Genomic DNA, 15457 nt, shown 5'->3' with positions numbered 1-15457 from the left:
CTCAGGACAGGCCCCGCTTCGCCCGCTCCGCCTCCCGCAGCCAGTCCTCCGTGGTCTTCGCCACGGGGCGGTCCGGGCCGGCATAGGGATCGACGCCGGAATCCGTGGCGGCGAAGGGCCGGCAATCCTCGCAGAGCCGCAGCAGCGCCAGCTGCTGCGGGTCGCGGAACATCCAGTGCCCGCCTTGCGTCAGCTTCGCCGTCACGCGGTCGATCTGCGACTTCACCCCGAAAGGCTTGGCGCAGCGCTCGCAGCAGAAGGGTTCCTCTTCCTTCACCACCTGCATCTGCGCGGCCGCCGGCGCCAGGTTCAGCCGCGGCTCCAGCGAAATGACCTTCTCCGGGCAGGTGGTGGCGCAGAGGCCGCATTGCACGCAGGCCTCCTCCAGGAAGCGCAGCTGCGGCCTGTCGGGATTCGCGGTGAAGGCGGCGGTCGGGCAGACCATGGTGCAGGCGAGGCAGAGCGTGCAGCCGGCCGTGTCCACCTTCGCCTGGCCGAAGGGCGCCAGCGCCGGCATGGGCAGCACGGCGTCGCGCTTCTGGGCACCCTCCGCCAGGGCGCGTCCCGCCTGGCGCAGCACCTCCCGCGGCTGGCCCATCGCGAAAAAAGTGGCGGGCGGGAAGGGCAGGCCGCGGCGGGGCAGGGCGGCCAGCGCCTCGCCCAGGGTGAAGGGATCGTCGGTCTCGATCGCCGCGGCGCGCGGCGCGCCATGCTCCGGCACGCCGAGCCCGGCCAGGATCTCCTGCACGAAGTCGATGTTGCGCAGCACGCCTTCCACGCCATGCGCGCGCCGGCCGCGCAGCAGCAGGCGGATCTGCGCGGCACCCCAGGCGAAGCCGGCCAGGAAGAAGGCGAGGTCGAGCTGCGAAACCTCGTTCACCCGGATCGGCAGCACCCGCGCGGGCAGGCCCTCGCCCTCGCGGGCCAGCGCATCGATCAGCGCCTCGCCCTGCGCGCCGTCATGCACCAGCAGCACCGGTATCTCCCCGCCGGCTTCGCGATAGGTCAGCAGCAGCGCGCGCAGCCGGCGCAGCAGGTTCTCGGACGACGGCAGGGCGTAGCTCGCCGCGCCGGTCGGGCAGACCGCGGCGCAGGCGCCGCAGCCGGCGCAGATCTCGGCGGAGATCCGCACGCTGTCGCTGATCCGCACGCCATCCGGCGTGACCCCCGGCGAGATGGCACCGGTCGGGCACAGGTCCAGGCAGCGGGTGCAGGCCACGCGCTTGTTGCGCGAATGGGCACAGAGCCCGGCCTCGAAGGCGATGAATCGCGGCTTGTCGAATTCGCCGAGAAGCTCCTTCGCGGCCCCGATCGCGCGCTCCACCGCGGCGGCATCGCCGGGATCGGCCCGCAGATAGCCCTGGCGCACCTCATGCGAGGGGAACAGCGCCGCGCCGCCCGAAAGATCCAGCACCAGGTCGCAGCGGCTGACCGCGCCATCGCGCCGCGGCCCCCAGTCATAGGCGGCACGCGAGGAGGGGCGCGGCATGGCATGGCCATCCACCACGACCTCGAAGGCCCCCAGCCAGCCGGTGGCGGCCCGGGCGCGGCCGCGGGCGACGGGGAATTCCGCGGCCCGCAGCGGTGCCACGGGCGCGCTGCCATCCAGCAGCACCGTGACATCCAGCGTGCCCGCCAGCCGTTCCGCCGCGCGCAGCGCCGTGGCGTCGCGGCCGAGGATCAGCGTCACCCCCTCGCTCTTCAGCGGCACCAGCGGGGTCGCCGGCATGGGCACGGCGGCGGCGGCGATCAGCGCCGCCATCTTCGGCCCGGCGCCCCGCGCCTCGGCGGACCAGCCGGCGGTCTCGCGGATATTCACGAAGTCCAGCGGCCGGGCAAAGCCTGCATCCTCCGCCACTTCCAGGAAGAGCGGCGCCTGGGCGGTGCAGGCCACCGTCACCGGCGCCTCCTCCGCCAGCGCCTCCCGGAAGCGGTCGAGCTGCGCGATGCAGAGCTGGTCCGCCAGCCGCGGCGCCCCGCCGGCGCAGCCGCGCGCGATGGCGCGGCCATCCAGCGGCATGGTCTCCTCGCAGCTGCAGACGAAGGTGATCGGGGAAGGGGTCATGCGGGCGCCGGGCGTCCTCTGCCTTCCGGCTCTAGGCCGGGGGTGTGACCCGCCATATATGCCGGGCCTCGCGCCGTTGCGAGGGACGCGCCCGAAGCCGAGGGAAGACACCGCCGCCGTGACGACCGGCCTGCCCGACCTGCCCACCGCCTTCGCCCCCGTCATCCCGCTGCGCGAGGGCGGCGACGCGCTGGCCCGCGCCATCCAGCTGGCGCCGCAGCACGGTGCGGGCACGCTCGCCTGGGTCCGCTCCAGCGCGCGGATCGAGGCCGCGGTGGTGCTGGAGCCGGAGCTGCCGTTGGCCGCCGCCCGCCCCGCCCTCTTCGCCGCCGCCAGTGCCCTGGCCGATGCGCTGGGCGCCTATGGCCCGGCAGAGGTCGCCATCACCCTCGGCTGGCCGGGCACCCTCCGCGTCAATGGCGGCCGCATCGGCCAGGCCCGCCTCGCCTGGCCCGCCGGCGCGGCGGAGGAGGCGGTGCCGGACTGGCTGGTGGTGGCGGTGGAGGCGCGGCTGAGCTTCCCCGCCGGCTGGGAAGCCGGCCATGGCCTGCATCAGACCGCACTGCGCGAGGAGGGCTGGGCGGAGGAGGATGTCTCCGCCGCCGAGCTCACCGCCGCCTGGGCGCGGCACCTGATGGCGGGGCTGGCCGAATGGCAGCACCCCGGCCCGCAGGGCGGCTTTTCCCGCTTGGCCGATCGCTACCTGTCCCGCATGGAGGCGGCGCCCTGGATGGGTGAGGCGCGCCGCGGGCTGGACCCCGCGACGGGGGCGCTGGTGCTGGAGCAGGGCGGCGCGCGCCAGCTGCACCCGTTGGCCGCCGCGCTGCTGGAGGCCGCATGACCCATCGTCTGCCGCGCACCCTGCGCCTCGATCCCTCCGACACCGTGATTTTTGCCGAAGCCGCCGAGCCCGGTGAATGGGCCGTGCCGGGCGGCTTCGAATTCTGGGAGGAGGCGCCCGAATCCCTCTCCGGCAAGCGTCGCCAGGCCTTTCGCGGCGGTTTTCTGGGAATTGGCTCCTTCGGCTGGTCGACGCTGGTGGAGGTGGCAGAGGCGACGGAGGATCAATATGCCGCGGCCCTGGCGGGGCTGGCCCGGCATATCCACCGCCACCACGGCGCGCCCGATGCCGCGGCGGCGGAGGCGGCGGCGCGGGAGGAGCTCGCCTTCGCCGAAAGCCTCTGCGACCACCCGCCTGGCACCGTGCTGGCCCTGTCCCGCAGTTTTGCGGACGGCGCGGTGCGGGAGCAATTTCGGACACTGCACCGACGCGAGACGCCGCGTGAGGGTTTCGGCGGCCTGCCGGTCTTCGCCGTGGTCGAAACCGAGGACGAGCCTGTGGAGCATCCCGACCTGACCGCCTTCGCCAAGCGCCCGAAGCCATGAGCGCGCCCGTTGGCCTGGCGCCGGGTGACTTCTGGGTCGCCTCCGGCCACCATCTGTGCGACCGCGACGATCAGGGCCGCATCCTCGGCACGCCCGACCTCTGGCGCGCCTTCTGCGCCCGGCCGGAGCTGGTGCCGCCGGCGGAGGCCTGCCCGGCGGAGCGCGCGCTGCATGCGGCGCTGCTGGCCGAGCCGATGCGCCCCGTCTCCGCAGCCGAACTCGCGCAGCTCGCCGACCCCGATGCGCGCGAGAACTTTTCGGTCTTCCTCGGCTTCCGGGACCGCGTGGCGGCGCAGCCGAGCCTGGAGGCGGCCTGGCTCGACCTGTTCCGCAGCGGCGTGCAGGGCGTGCCGCCGATCTTCCTGCAGATGCTGACCCACCTGGTCACCCGCGCCGCGCTGGAAGGCGTGGAGGACCCCTTCGTCCTTCGCGCCGCGGAACTGTTCTTCCGGCCGCAGCGCGCCGCCATCCACCAGGGCGCGCTGCTGCTGGCCGATGAGGAATACCTGGACGCACGCGGCGGCGATGGCGGCTACGGGGCATTGGGCCAGCTGCTGGTGGAAGCGGGATCGCCGCCGCGGGAGGTGGAGCTGGATGTGCTGTCGGAGGAGACGGCGCCGCTCTATCGCGGCCGATCGGATGCCCATGACTTCGCCCTGGACATCGCCGAGAACCGCCCCGGCCAGCACGGCCTGGCCCGCGCGCTGGAGCACTTCATCGGCCATGTGATCGGGGAGCGGGTGACGATCCGCCCGGTGCCGGTGATCGAGGACCGCAACTGGACCTGGCATGTCGGGCTGGATGCGGAGGCGACGGGCATCGCCAATGACCTCTGGCAGGGGAAGAAGGTGAAGCAGGCGCGGCTGGCGCGCATCCTCTGGCTCGGCGTGCTCGAATTCGCCGAAGCCTCGCGGGTGCTGCCGCGCGTCGCGGGCAGGCCGGTCTACCTGGCGCTCGCCATGGATGCGGCCCAGAAGCTGCGCATGAAGCCGCAGAACCTGGTCACCGGCCTGCCGCTGCGGGCGCGGGAGACGGGCGCGTGACCCCCGCCGCGGAGCGGCGCTCATGATACGCGCCGCGGAGCGGCGCTCATGATACGCGCCGCGGAGCGGCGCCGATGACGCGCGCCCATAACCCCGAAAGCCTGTTCATCCCGCTCGCCGTGCTGGTGGAGCGCCGTCCCGGCGTGACCCGCTGGGCGGAGCATGCCTGGCGCGCCATCGAGGTGCTGGAGGAGGCGCCGGAGGTGCCGCCCTGGACCCTGCTGCGGCAGGAGCCGGATGGCCGCGCCGTCTTCTTCGCGGGCACGGCGGAGGTGGCGCTCCACCCGACCGATACCGACAACTACCGCCACAACCTGGCCTCCGCCCAGCCGCTGGTCTGGGCGCTGCTGCGCCCGGCGGAGACGCCGACCGGCTGGCGGCTGCAGACCGTCACCGCCGATCCGGGGGAGGCGCATCTTTATGCCGATGTCGGCCAGGACCTGCTGGACTCCCTGCCCATGCCGCCGCGGCTGCGGGCGGTGATGGAGGATTTCTGCGTGCGGCATCACAAGGAACGCGGCTTCTGGAAACGCAAGCGCGACCAGGCGGACCCCGAGGCGCTGGCGCGTCGCGCGCCGATCGGGGAAGCCGAGGGATGAGCGAGGACGGCTTTCTGGGGCGCTGGTCCCGCCTGAAGCGCGCGGCCGAGACCCCTCCGGCGCCCGAGGCGGAGGAGGCGCTGCCGCCGCCCGCCGCCTGCCCGCTGCCGGGCGTGCCGGAGATCGACCTCAGCGCCCTGCCGCGCATCGAGGATCTGACCGAATCGAGCGATTTCGGGCTGTTCCTCCGCCCCGGCATCCCGGCCGCGCTGCGCGGCGCGGCGCTGCGGCGCATGTGGTCGCTGGACCCGACGATCCGCGACTTCATCGGCCCGGCCGATTACGCATGGGACTACAACAACCCCGCCGGCCTGCCGCCCGGCTTCTCGCTGGACCTGGGCGGCGAGTTGAAGAAGCTGCTCGCCCAGGCGATCGGTGAGCGGCCGGAGGAGCCGGCGCCGGAGGCGGAGGCTGCGGCCGATCCCGCCAGCGAGGCGGAGGCTCCGGTCGAGGCTCCGGCCGAGGCGGTGGCCGAGGCGCCCCCCGCTTTGCCGCCGGCCGAGTTCGCGCCCGCGCGCCTGGCCGAGGTGCCGGCCGTGGAGCAGGCCGTGGAGCCGGCCGCGCCGCGCCGCCGGCATGGCGGGGCCATGCCGGGCTGAGAGCCCTCGCAAAGGTGTCGGCCCGACGGCTTGACGCAATGAGGGCCGGCCCCTTGCCTGCTTCCATCCCCGGAAAGGAACGACCCGATGAGCCGTGCCGAGCGCGACCGCCTGGCGCGGGACCTCCTGGCCGATCCCGCGCTCGCCACGCGCCTGAAGCCGGCGCTGGAGGCGTCGCCCGCGCAGGCGGCCGCGGCGCTGCAGGCGGCGGGCTATGCGATCGAACCGGGCGAGCTGGCCCTTCCGCAGCCGGCGCCACTGTCGCTGGACCAGGCGGCGCTGGACCGCGTGGCCGGTGGCTATATGAACGTGCGGAACACGCTGAGCCCCTTCGAGGAGCTGCCATGACGCGCCGCGGCGGCGTCCAATTGAGAACGATTCTCAATTAATAATCAAAGACTTGCGCCGGGCGAGGCTTTGCGCTTGGTTGACTGTCCGGCATGCGTCGCAGGTGGCTGGGGAGCCGCCCGACCTTCGCCGAGGACGACGAAGCGCCAGAATGCCCGAACAGCTTGCCGAGGCGGTACTTGACCCCGTGGATGCGGAGCGGGCGCGCCTTTTCGCCCTGCTCGGGCGGCTGCTGGGCGCCGCGCCGGATGCCGGGCTGCTGATCCGCATGCGCGCGCTGCGCGCCGAGACGGGTGAGCTGGGCGCAGCCTATGGGGCGCTGGCCGAGGCTGCCGGGCGCTGCCAGGCGGAGGCCGCGGAGCGCGAATTCTTCAACCTGTTCATCGGCCTCGGCCGCGGCGAGCTGCTGCCCTATGCCAGCTACTACCTGACCGGCTTCCTGCATGAACGCCCGCTGGCCGATCTGCGTGCCGATCTCGGCCGGCTTGGCATCGGGCGGGTCGAGGGGGTGGCGGAGCCGGAGGACCATATCGCCTTCCTCTGCGAGGCCTATGCGGGGCTGCTTGCCGGGGCCTTCCCGGGGGAGGCGGCAGCCGCTCAGCCTTTCTTTACCCGCCATATCCGACCTTGGGCCGCGCGCTTCTTCGCGGATCTGGAGAAGGCGGAGACGGCGGATTTCTACCGTGCGGTGGGGCGGCTCGGCCGCCTCGCCGTGGAACTCGAGGCCGCGGCAGCCGACCTGCCGGCCTGAACTGGGGAGTGCCAGCCATGCGCGAACAAGGGAACGACAAGCCCGTCCGCCGCGGATTCCTGAAGGCCCTGGGCCTCGGCACCGCCGCCGCCGCCGCCACGCCGGCCCTGGCGCAGCGTGCCGACAGCGTCCCCTCCCGCGATGCGCGGAAGGAGAATGAGGCACAGCGCCTGGCCGCACGCTACAAGCCGGATTCGGCGGATGTGCAGGCCTTCTACCGCACCAATCGCTACGAATAAGAACCGGGGGCACGCCAGATGCTGATCAAGCGCTCCGAGGGCAAGGCCGCGCGCCAGCGCCTTGCCGCCGCCTATCAGGGCCTTTCCTCCGGCGGGCTCGACCGTCGCAGCTTCCTGCGCCAGGCGGGCTTCGCCGGCGCCGGCCTGGCCGCGCTGGGCTCGCTCGGCCCCTCCCGCGCGCAGGCGGCGGGCGCCGCCATGGGCGTGCAGGACCATAGCCGGCCGGTGCAGCGCATCAAGAACATCTGCACCCATTGCTCGGTCGGCTGCACCGTGACGGCGGAAGTGCAGAACGGCGTCTGGACCGGGCAGGAGCCCACCTGGGCCAGCCCGATCAACCGCGGCACGCATTGCGCCAAGGGCGCCTCCGTCCGCGAACTGGTGCATGGCGACCGCCGCCTGAAATACCCGATGAAGCTGGTGAACGGTCAGTGGCAGCGCCTCACCTGGGACGTGGCGCTGAACGAGATCGCCGACAGGATGATGACGATCCGGCAGGAATCCGGGCCGGACAGCATGTTCCTGCTGGGCAGCGCGAAGTTCAGCAACGAAGGCGCCTATCTCTTCCGCAAGTTCGCCGCCTTCTGGGGCACGAACAGCGTCGACCACCAGGCGCGCATCTGCCACTCCACCACGGTGGCGGGCGTGGCCAATACCTGGGGCTACGGCGCGCAGACCAATTCCTACAACGACATCCGCAATTCCAAGACCATGATCATCATGGGCGGGAATCCGGCGGAGGCGCATCCGGTCAGCCTGCAGCACGTGCTGAGCGGCAAGGAGCGCAACCGGGCGAACCTGATCGTCATCGATCCGCGATTCACCCGCACCGCCGCCCACGCCAATGAATACGTCCGCATCCGCCCGGGCACGGACATCCCCATCATCTGGGGCATGCTGCACCACATCTTCGCGAATGGCTGGGAAGACAAGCAGTTCATCGCGCAGCGTGTCTACGGCATGGAGGAGATCCGGGCCGAATGCGCGAAGTGGACGCCGGAGGAGGTGGAGCGCGTCACCGGCGTGCCGGGCGCGCAGCTGCGGAAGGTGGCGGAGACTTTTGCCACCCAGAAGCCGTCCACGCTGATCTGGTGCATGGGCGCCACGCAGAAGACGGTGGGCACGGCGAATGTGCGCGCCTTCTCCATCCTGCTGTTGGCCACCGGCAATGTCGGCATCAATGGCGGCGGCGCCAATATCTTCCGCGGCCATTGCAACGTGCAGGGCGCGACGGACTTCGGCCTCGATGTGACGACGCTGCCGGCCTATTACGGGCTGGACGAGAATGCTTGGCGCCATTGGTGCCGCGTCTGGAACGTGCGCTACGAGGATATGGTCGGGCGCTTCGACAGCCTGGCGATGATGGGCACGCCGGGCATCCCGACCACGCGCTACTTCGATGCCGTGACCCTGCCGAAGAACCAGATCCAGCAGCGCGACCGGCTGCGCGGCATGCTGGTGGTGGGCCATGGCGGCAATACCGTCACCCGCATGCCGGAAGCGGTGAAGGGGCTGGAGGCGCTCGACCTGCTGGTGGTCGCGGACCCGCATCCCACCACCTTCGCCGTGCTCGCCGACCGCAAGGAGAACACCTACCTCCTGCCCGCCAGCACGCAGTTCGAATGCGACGGCAGCCGAAGCGCCTCCAACCGCTCGGTTCAGTGGGGCACGCGGGTGGTGGCGCCGCTGTTCGAATCGAAGACCGACTACGAGCTGATGTACCGCCTGGCCGGCGCGCTGGATGGCGCGGCGGAGCGCAAGGGCATGCCGATCCGCTTCCAGGCGGAGATGTTCAAGCCCTATGAGATCCGCGACAATGCACCGACCGCCGAGAGCATCCTGCGCGAGATCAACCGCGGCTCGCTGTCCACCGGCTATTCCGGCCAGTCGCCGGAGCGCCTGAAGCTGCATATGGAGCACCAGGACAAGTTCGACCTGGTGACGCTGCGTGGCGCCCCCGGCACGCCGGTGGAGGGGGAATTCTACGGCCTGCCCTGGCCCTGCTGGGGCACGCCGGAGATGAAGCACCCCGGCACCCATGTGCTCTACAACACGAACCTGCACGTGAAGAACGGCGGCGGCACCTTCCGCGCGCGCTTCGGCGTGGAGCGGGAGGGCAAGACGCTGCTGGCGGAAGGCTCCTATTCGCTGGGCTCCGAGATCCAGGACGGCTATCCGGAATTCACCGTGGCCGTGCTCAAGCGCCTCGGCTGGTACGAGGAGCTGACGGAGGCGGAGCGCGGCTGGATCGAATCCAACGGCGGCAACTTCTCCTGGGCCACCGACCTTTCCTGCGGCATCATCCGGGTTGCCATGGAGCACGGTTGCGTTCCCTATGGGAATGCAAAGGCCCGCGCCGTCGCGTGGAACCTGCCGGACCCGGTGCCGGTGCATCGGGAGCCGATCTACACGCCGCGCACCGACCTGATCGCGCAATACCCGACCCTGCCGGATCGCCGCGGCTTCCGTCTGCCGCATCTCGGCCAGTCCGTGCAGAACCGTTCCCGCCAGGTGGCGGGCGACTTCCCCATCATCCTCACCTCCGGTCGCCTCGTCGAATACGAGGGCGGTGGCGAGGAGACGCGGTCCAACAAATGGCTCGCTGAGCTGCAGCAGGACATGTTCGTCGAGATCAACCCGGAGGATGCCAGCGCGCGGAATATCCGCGACGGGCAGTTCGTCTGGGTGATGGGGCCGGAGAACAATGCCCGCGCCCGGGTGAAGGCGCTGGTGACGCCGCGCGTCGGTCGCGGCGTGGCCTGGATGCCCTTCCACTTCGCCGGCTGGTTCCAGGGTGTCGACCAGCGCAGCAAGTATCCGCAGGGCACCGACCCGATCGTGCTCGGCGAGAGCGTCAACGCAGTGACCACCTATGGCTACGACCCGGTGACCTTCATGCAGGAAACCAAGGTCACGCTCTGCCAGATCAGGAGTGCCTAGTCATGGCGCGCATGAAGTTCCTCTGTGACAGCGACCGCTGCATCGAATGCAACGCCTGCGTCACCGCATGCAAGAACGAGCATGAGGTGCCCTGGGGCATCAACCGCCGCCGCGTCGTCACCATCAATGACGGAAGGCCCGGCGAGCGTTCCATCTCCATGGCCTGCATGCACTGCACCGATGCGCCCTGCGCCGCGGTCTGTCCGGTGTCCTGCTTCTACACGACGGCGGATGCCATCGTGCTGCACGACAAGGACCTGTGCATCGGCTGCGGCTATTGCTTCTACGCCTGCCCGTTTGGCGCGCCGCAATATCCGCGCGTCGGCAATTTCGGCGGCCGCGGCAAGATGGACAAATGCACCTACTGCGCCGGCGGGCCGCAGCAGGACAATACCATCGTCGAATACACGCAATACGGCGCGAACCGCATCGCCGAGGGCAAGCTGCCGCTCTGCGCCGAGATGTGCAGCACCAAGGCGCTGCTGGCGGGCGATGGCGAGATGATCGCCACCATCTACCGCGAACGCGTGCAGCAGCGCGGCTATGGCGCCGGCGCCTGGGGCTGGCGCACCGCCTATCGCGAGACGGTGACGGTATGACCCGCCTCGCCCCTGCCTTGGCCCTGGCGCTGCTTCTGGCGGCGCCGGCCTTCGGCCAGTCCCAGCCCGGTGCCCCGCCGGCGGGCGCGCCGGAAATCCAGGCGCCGGTGCCGGAGGTTGGCGCCGGCCGTGGCGCGCAGCCCGGCGGCCAGGTGCCGGAATCGACGGCGACCGGCGATACCCCCACCGGCCGGCAGCCGCCCGCCGCGGCCCAGGCCGTGACCGCGCCGCAGCCGCGCCAGCCCTCCGCCCAGGCGCCCACGCCGCCGCCTTTCAGCGACCGTGGCCAGCTTTCGGCCGAGGAGTTGGAACTGCAGGCGGCGCTGCGCGGCGAACGCATCAGCGGCCGCATCACCATCCCGGACCGCCAGGCGAGCAATCTGATCCAGCCGGGCGGCGGCGACTGGCGCGACTTCCACAACCGCACGCTGACCTGGGTCGGCGGCGTCGCCGTGCTCGGCATGCTGGCGATCCTGGCGCTATTCTTCCTGGTGAAGGGCCGCCTGGACATTGCCGCCGGCCCGGCCGGCCGCACCATCCAGCGCTTCAACCTGTTCGAGCGGGTGGCGCATTGGATGACGGCCTCCAGCTTCATCGTGCTGGGCCTCTCGGGCCTGAACCTGACCTTCGGCCGCTTCCTGCTGCTGCCGCTGATCGGGCCGGAGGCTTTCACCGCGGTCAGCCACTGGGGCAAGATCGCGCACAACTACCTGGCCTTTCCCTTCACGCTGGGCATCGTCCTGCTCTTCCTGATCTGGGTGAAGGACAATATCCCGAACCGGCTCGACATCGCCTGGCTGAAGGCCGGCGGCGGCTTCATCGGCCATGCGCATCCGGAGGCGCATCGCTTCAATGCCGGGCAGAAGATGGTGTTCTGGATCACCGTGCTGGGCGGCGGGCTGGTCGCCATCTCCGGCTACGTGCTGATCTTCCCCTTCACCGTCACCGACATCGCCGGGCAGCAGCTGGCGCATACGGTGCACGGCCTGCTCTCCGTGCTGATGGTGGCCGCCATGCTGGCCCATATCTACATCGGCTCGCTCGGCATGAAGGGCGCCTTCGATGCCATGGGCTCGGGCGAGGTGGACCTGAACTGGGCGCGGGAACACCACAACCTCTGGGTGGAGGAGGAGCTGGCCAAGGCCCGCACCACCGTCACCGGCCCCCATGCGCCGCGCCCGCTCGGCGCCGACTGAACCGCCCCACTTGCGCAAGCCGGGCCGGCCGTGGTGAAGCCATGGCCGGCCCTTCTTGTTTCAACGGGATTCCTCGACCTTGCGCCTGATCGGACTGGCGGGCTGGAGCGGCTCCGGCAAGACCACGCTGCTGAGCCGGCTGATCCCGGAACTCGGCGCCCGCGGCGTCGCCGTCTCCACCGTGAAGCACGCGCATCACCACTTCGACGTGGACCGCCCGGGCAAGGACAGTTTTGCCCATCGCGAGGCGGGCGCGCGACAGGTGCTGGTCTCCTCCGCCCGCCGCTGGGCGCTGATGACCGAGCTGCGCGGCGCGGCGGAACCGCCGCTGACCGAGCTGCTGGCCCGCCTCGATCCGGTGGACCTGGTGATCGTCGAGGGCTTCAAGCGCGACCCGCATCCGAAGATCGAGGTCTTTCGAACGGCCAATGCCAAGCCGTGGCTGCATCCGGAGGATGCGGCCATCATCGGGATTGCCGCCGATGTCACGCCGCCCGCCACCACCCTGCCGCATCTGCACCTGGACGATGTGGCCGGCATCGCCGATCTGGTGCTGGCGCGGGCCGTGACGCTGCGCGGATAGGGGAGGGGCATGGCGCAGCTGAGCGACGACTGCTTCGCCTTCGGCGGGCCGCTGATGACGGTGGAGGAGGCGCAGGCGCTGATCGCCGAACGCATCCCGCCCCTGGCCGAGGTCGAGCAGGCCGGGCTGCGCCAGGCGCTGGGCCGCGTGCTGGTCGGGGATCTGCGGGCGCCCTTGCCGCTGCCGCCCTTTTTCAATTCCGCCGTGGATGGCTATGCCTTCCGCCACGCCGACCTGGCGGCGGAGGGGGAAACGCGGCTGCCCATCGCCGCGCGGCTGCAGGCGGGGCAGGCGGCGGCACCCCTGGCCCCCGGCACCGCCATCCGCATCTTCACCGGCGCGCCCATGCCGCCGGGCGCCGATACCGTGATGATGCAGGAGGATGCGCGGGAGGAGGCGGGCGCGGTGTTGCTGGTGCCCGGCCTGAAGCGCGGTGCCAATTGCCGCCCGGCGGGGGAGGATGTGGCCCAGGGCGCCATGGCGCTGCCGGCCGGGCGCCGCCTGATGCCGCAGGATCTCGGCCTGGCCGCGGCGCTCGGCCTCACCGCCCTCCCGGTGCGGCGGCGGGTGCGGGTCGGCGTCTTCTCCACCGGCGACGAGCTGGCCGAGCCGGGCCGCCCGCTCGGCCCGGCGCAGACCTATGATTCCAACCGCTTCACCCTGCTGGCGCTGCTGGATGGGCTGCCGGTGGAGGCGAGCGACCTCGGCATCTTGGCCGACGAGCCCCAGGCCACCGCTGCGGCGCTGACCGCCGCCGCGGCCACCCACGACTTGCTGCTGACCTCGGGCGGCGTCTCGACCGGGGAGGCCGACCATGTGAAGGCCGCGATCGACCAGGGCGGCCGGCTGGTCTTCTGGCGCCTGGCGATCAAGCCCGGCCGTCCCGCCGCCATGGGGGTGATCGGCGGCACGCCGGTGGTGGGCCTGCCCGGCAATCCGGTGGCCGCCGTCGTCACCTTCCTGCACCTGGCCCGGCCGCTGGTGCTGCGCCTGGCCGGCGCCCTGCCGGAGGCACTGCCCCGCTTCCCGGCCGAGGCCGCCTTCGCCTATCGCAAGAAGGCCGGCCGGCGCGAATATGTGCGCGTGCGGCTGGCGGAAGGCGATGGCCTGCCGCTGGCGCAGAAATTCGCGCGGGAGGGGGCGGGCCTGCTGACCTCGCTCACCCAATCCGACGCGCTGGCCGAACTGCCGGAGGAGATCACCGGCGTCAGCCCCGGCGACCGGATCCTGGTCCTGCCCTTCCGCGGGGTATTCTGAGCATCTTCAAGCCCTGCGTCTTCGCAAGGCGGGTCGGAACGTGCGTCGAGCCGATGACCTACAGTCGCACGCCCTGCGTCGCGTAGCGCTGGTCGGCCGTCTGCTGGAAGTTGCGATCCAGCACGGCATAGGCGCCGATGGCCAGGATCAGGGCGGCGAGGCTACCGATCAGCACGGATTTCATGCGGGCGTTCCCATGGGCTTGGACCTGTCCCTGGTATCGGGTGGCGCCGCGCCGGTTGCAAGGGTGGCGAGCAGCGCCTCGGCCTCGGCCAGGTCCTCCGGCGCATTGGCATTGAAGAAGGGGTCGATGGGGGTGGCCGGCCAATCCGCATGGGCGATGCCGTGGCGCGCCGTCCAGCGGTCGATCTTGCGCTCGCCGGCCGTCAGCGCCGCGCGCAGATCCTCCCGCAGCGCCACGGGCCAGATCCCGATCGGCGGATGCGCCTGGCCGGCGGAGCGGGCGCAGGCCAGCTTCACCCCCGCCGCCTCCCGCACCGCATGCAGCCGCGCCACCAGGTCGGGCGGGATCAGCGGGGAATCGCCGGGGACGGAGACGACCCAGCCCAGCTCGGGCCGCGCCTCCGCCGCCCAATCGAGCGCGGCCAGGATGCCGGCCAGCGGGCCAGGATGGTCCGGCAGCCCATCCGGCACCACCGGCAGGCCCCAGCCGGCAAATCGCGAAGCATCGCCATTGGCGTTCAGGATGGTGGCCGCCACCTGCGGCCGCAGGCGTTCCAGCACATGCGCCAGCAGCGGCCGCCCGGCCAGCAGCCGCAGCGGCTTGTCGCCGCCCCCCATCCGCCGCGCCAGCCCGCCGGCCAATACCACCGCCAGCGTGCTAGTCGCCATCGGAGCTGCCCATCGCCTCGGCGCTGTTCTTCCGCCAATGTCTTGCCGATTCTTCCGGCACATGCGCCAGGTCCGCATCGAAGATCAGGCGCTGTTCGCCGGCGAGTGCGACAAAACGCTTGCCCTTGCAGCGGCCGATCAGCGTCAGGTTCGCCTCCCGCGCCAGCTCCACCCCCCAGGCGGTGAAGCCCGAGCGCGACAGCAGGATGGGAATGCCCATGCGGACGGTCTTGATCACCATCTCGGAGGTCAGCCGGCCGGTGGTGTAGAAGATCTTGTCCTCCGGCGCCTCATTCTCCCGGAACATCCAGCCGGCGATCTTGTCCACCGCATTGTGGCGGCCGACATCCTCCATGTAGACGATCGGCTCATCCTGTCGGCACAGGGCGCAGCCATGGATGGCGCCAGCCTCAAGGTAGAGGCTGGGCAGGGTGTTGATCCGGTGCAGCAGCCGATAGAGCCAGGAGGTCCGCAACTGCGCTGCCTCCGGCAGCCGGACCCCGGCAAAATCTTCCATCAGGTCGCCGAAGGCGGTGCCCTGGGCGCAGCCGGAGGTGAGCGTCTTCTTGCGCAGCTTGGCCTCGAAATCGGTCTTCGCCTCGGTGCGCACGACGACCACGGCCAGGTCCTCGTCATACTCCACGCCGGTGACGCGATCCGTCCGGCGCAGCATGCCCTGGTTCAGCAGATAGCCCAGCGCCAGTTCCTCCGGCCGGTCGAGGATCGTCATCATGGTGACGATCTCCTGCCCGTTCAGATAGAGCGTCAGCGGGCGCTCCACCGTCACGCTGGTCTCGATCGCCTGTCCGGTCTGGTCGAGGCCGGTGAGGCGGCGGGTCAGGCGGGGGTCGCCGGGGTCGGGCTGGACGCGGAGGGACATGCGGGCAAGGTGGCGGGGGGGCCGGCCTGGCGCAAGAAGCCCTGTCGGGACGCCCGGATGGCCGGCACGGAAATCGGCGAATCGACGTCGCAGGACGATTACACGATATCGCCTCTGTGC

At 71.3% G+C, this 15457-nt stretch carries 17 protein-coding genes; 13 read left to right on the top strand and 4 right to left on the bottom strand.

From position 1 onward, the window contains the following. Nucleotide 1: 1 nt before the first annotated feature. A complete protein-coding gene (locus ACTIF1_RS13130) occupies nt 2-2065 on the bottom strand; it encodes a 4Fe-4S binding protein (protein ID WP_439596882.1) in 2064 nt (687 codons plus the stop codon). 118 nt (nt 2066-2183) lie between these two features. Here ACTIF1_RS13130 and ACTIF1_RS13125 point away from each other — a divergent pair, with 118 nt between their 5' ends. The 13 genes from ACTIF1_RS13125 to ACTIF1_RS13065 all read left to right on the top strand — a co-directional run bounded on the left by ACTIF1_RS13125 (nt 2184) and on the right by ACTIF1_RS13065 (nt 13605). After that, nucleotides 2184-2906, top strand: a complete 723-nt coding sequence (locus tag ACTIF1_RS13125) for a biotin/lipoate--protein ligase family protein (RefSeq protein WP_439596881.1) — start codon at nt 2184-2186, stop codon at nt 2904-2906. Beyond that, a complete protein-coding gene (locus ACTIF1_RS13120) occupies nt 2903-3451 on the top strand; it encodes a DUF6505 family protein (RefSeq protein WP_439596880.1) in 549 nt (182 codons plus the stop codon). Before ACTIF1_RS13125 ends, ACTIF1_RS13120 begins: the two co-directional genes overlap by 4 nt. After that, a complete protein-coding gene (locus tag ACTIF1_RS13115; RefSeq protein ID WP_439596879.1) occupies nt 3448-4494 on the top strand; it encodes a DUF6352 family protein in 1047 nt (348 codons plus the stop codon). Before ACTIF1_RS13120 ends, ACTIF1_RS13115 begins: the two co-directional genes overlap by 4 nt. Nucleotides 4495-4568: 74 nt before the next feature. After that, nucleotides 4569-5093, top strand: coding sequence for a DUF3305 domain-containing protein (locus ACTIF1_RS13110; protein WP_439596878.1), 525 nt, complete (start codon nt 4569-4571; stop codon nt 5091-5093). Further along, a complete protein-coding gene (locus ACTIF1_RS13105; protein WP_439596877.1) occupies nt 5090-5692 on the top strand; it encodes a DUF3306 domain-containing protein in 603 nt (200 codons plus the stop codon). The genes ACTIF1_RS13110 and ACTIF1_RS13105 overlap by 4 nt, the downstream gene beginning before the upstream one ends. 87 nt (nt 5693-5779) lie before the next feature. After that, nucleotides 5780-6040, top strand: coding sequence for a hypothetical protein (locus tag ACTIF1_RS13100; protein ID WP_439596876.1), 261 nt, complete (start codon nt 5780-5782; stop codon nt 6038-6040). Nucleotides 6041-6191: 151 nt separating this feature from the next. Beyond that, on the top strand, nt 6192-6791 hold the full coding sequence (locus ACTIF1_RS13095; RefSeq protein WP_439596875.1) for a TorD/DmsD family molecular chaperone: 600 nt from the start codon (nt 6192-6194) through the stop codon (nt 6789-6791). Between the two features lie 17 nt (nt 6792-6808). Continuing rightward, nucleotides 6809-7030 carry a twin-arginine translocation signal domain-containing protein gene (locus tag ACTIF1_RS13090; RefSeq protein WP_439596874.1) on the top strand — a complete coding sequence of 74 codons (222 nt, stop codon included), beginning with the start codon at nt 6809-6811 and terminating at the stop codon, nt 7028-7030. Nucleotides 7031-7048: 18 nt separating this feature from the next. After that, entirely contained in the window at nt 7049-9970 is a 2922-nt protein-coding gene (locus ACTIF1_RS13085; RefSeq protein ID WP_439596873.1) for a formate dehydrogenase subunit alpha, read from the top strand. 2 nt (nt 9971-9972) lie between these two features. Beyond that, entirely contained in the window at nt 9973-10569 is a 597-nt protein-coding gene (gene fdh3B / locus ACTIF1_RS13080) for a formate dehydrogenase FDH3 subunit beta (RefSeq protein WP_439596872.1), read from the top strand. After that, on the top strand, nt 10566-11765 hold the full coding sequence (locus ACTIF1_RS13075; RefSeq protein ID WP_439596871.1) for a formate dehydrogenase subunit gamma: 1200 nt from the start codon (nt 10566-10568) through the stop codon (nt 11763-11765). The genes fdh3B and ACTIF1_RS13075 overlap by 4 nt, the downstream gene beginning before the upstream one ends. A 79-nt stretch (nt 11766-11844) precedes the next feature. Continuing rightward, the gene (gene mobB, locus ACTIF1_RS13070) at nt 11845-12348 is read left to right on the top strand and encodes a molybdopterin-guanine dinucleotide biosynthesis protein B (RefSeq protein ID WP_439596870.1); all 504 of its coding nucleotides are present in this window, start codon (nt 11845-11847) and stop codon (nt 12346-12348) included. Nucleotides 12349-12357: 9 nt separating this feature from the next. Then, on the top strand, nt 12358-13605 hold the full coding sequence (locus tag ACTIF1_RS13065) for a molybdopterin molybdotransferase MoeA (protein WP_439596869.1): 1248 nt from the start codon (nt 12358-12360) through the stop codon (nt 13603-13605). Nucleotides 13606-13663: 58 nt separating this feature from the next. On the opposite strand, the gene ACTIF1_RS13060 is transcribed toward ACTIF1_RS13065, so the two are convergent. From ACTIF1_RS13060 to fdhD, 3 genes are read right to left on the bottom strand one after another with little or no spacing between them, the layout of a single operon-like run. Beyond that, a complete protein-coding gene (locus ACTIF1_RS13060; RefSeq protein ID WP_439596868.1) occupies nt 13664-13789 on the bottom strand; it encodes a hypothetical protein in 126 nt (41 codons plus the stop codon). Continuing rightward, a complete protein-coding gene (mobA, locus tag ACTIF1_RS13055; protein WP_439596867.1) occupies nt 13786-14457 on the bottom strand; it encodes a molybdenum cofactor guanylyltransferase MobA in 672 nt (223 codons plus the stop codon). The genes ACTIF1_RS13060 and mobA overlap by 4 nt, the downstream gene beginning before the upstream one ends. Next, on the bottom strand, nt 14447-15337 hold the full coding sequence (fdhD, locus tag ACTIF1_RS13050; RefSeq protein WP_439596866.1) for a formate dehydrogenase accessory sulfurtransferase FdhD: 891 nt from the start codon (nt 15335-15337) through the stop codon (nt 14447-14449). Before fdhD ends, mobA begins: the two co-directional genes overlap by 11 nt. Nucleotides 15338-15457 lie beyond the last annotated feature (120 nt).

Origin of the sequence: Falsiroseomonas sp. (assembly GCF_051860665.1) — a bacterium.
Classification (GTDB): Bacteria; Pseudomonadota; Alphaproteobacteria; order Acetobacterales; family Acetobacteraceae; genus Falsiroseomonas.
The sequence above is the reverse complement of the archived record's forward strand: the minus strand, read 5'-3'. Positions and strand labels throughout refer to the sequence as shown.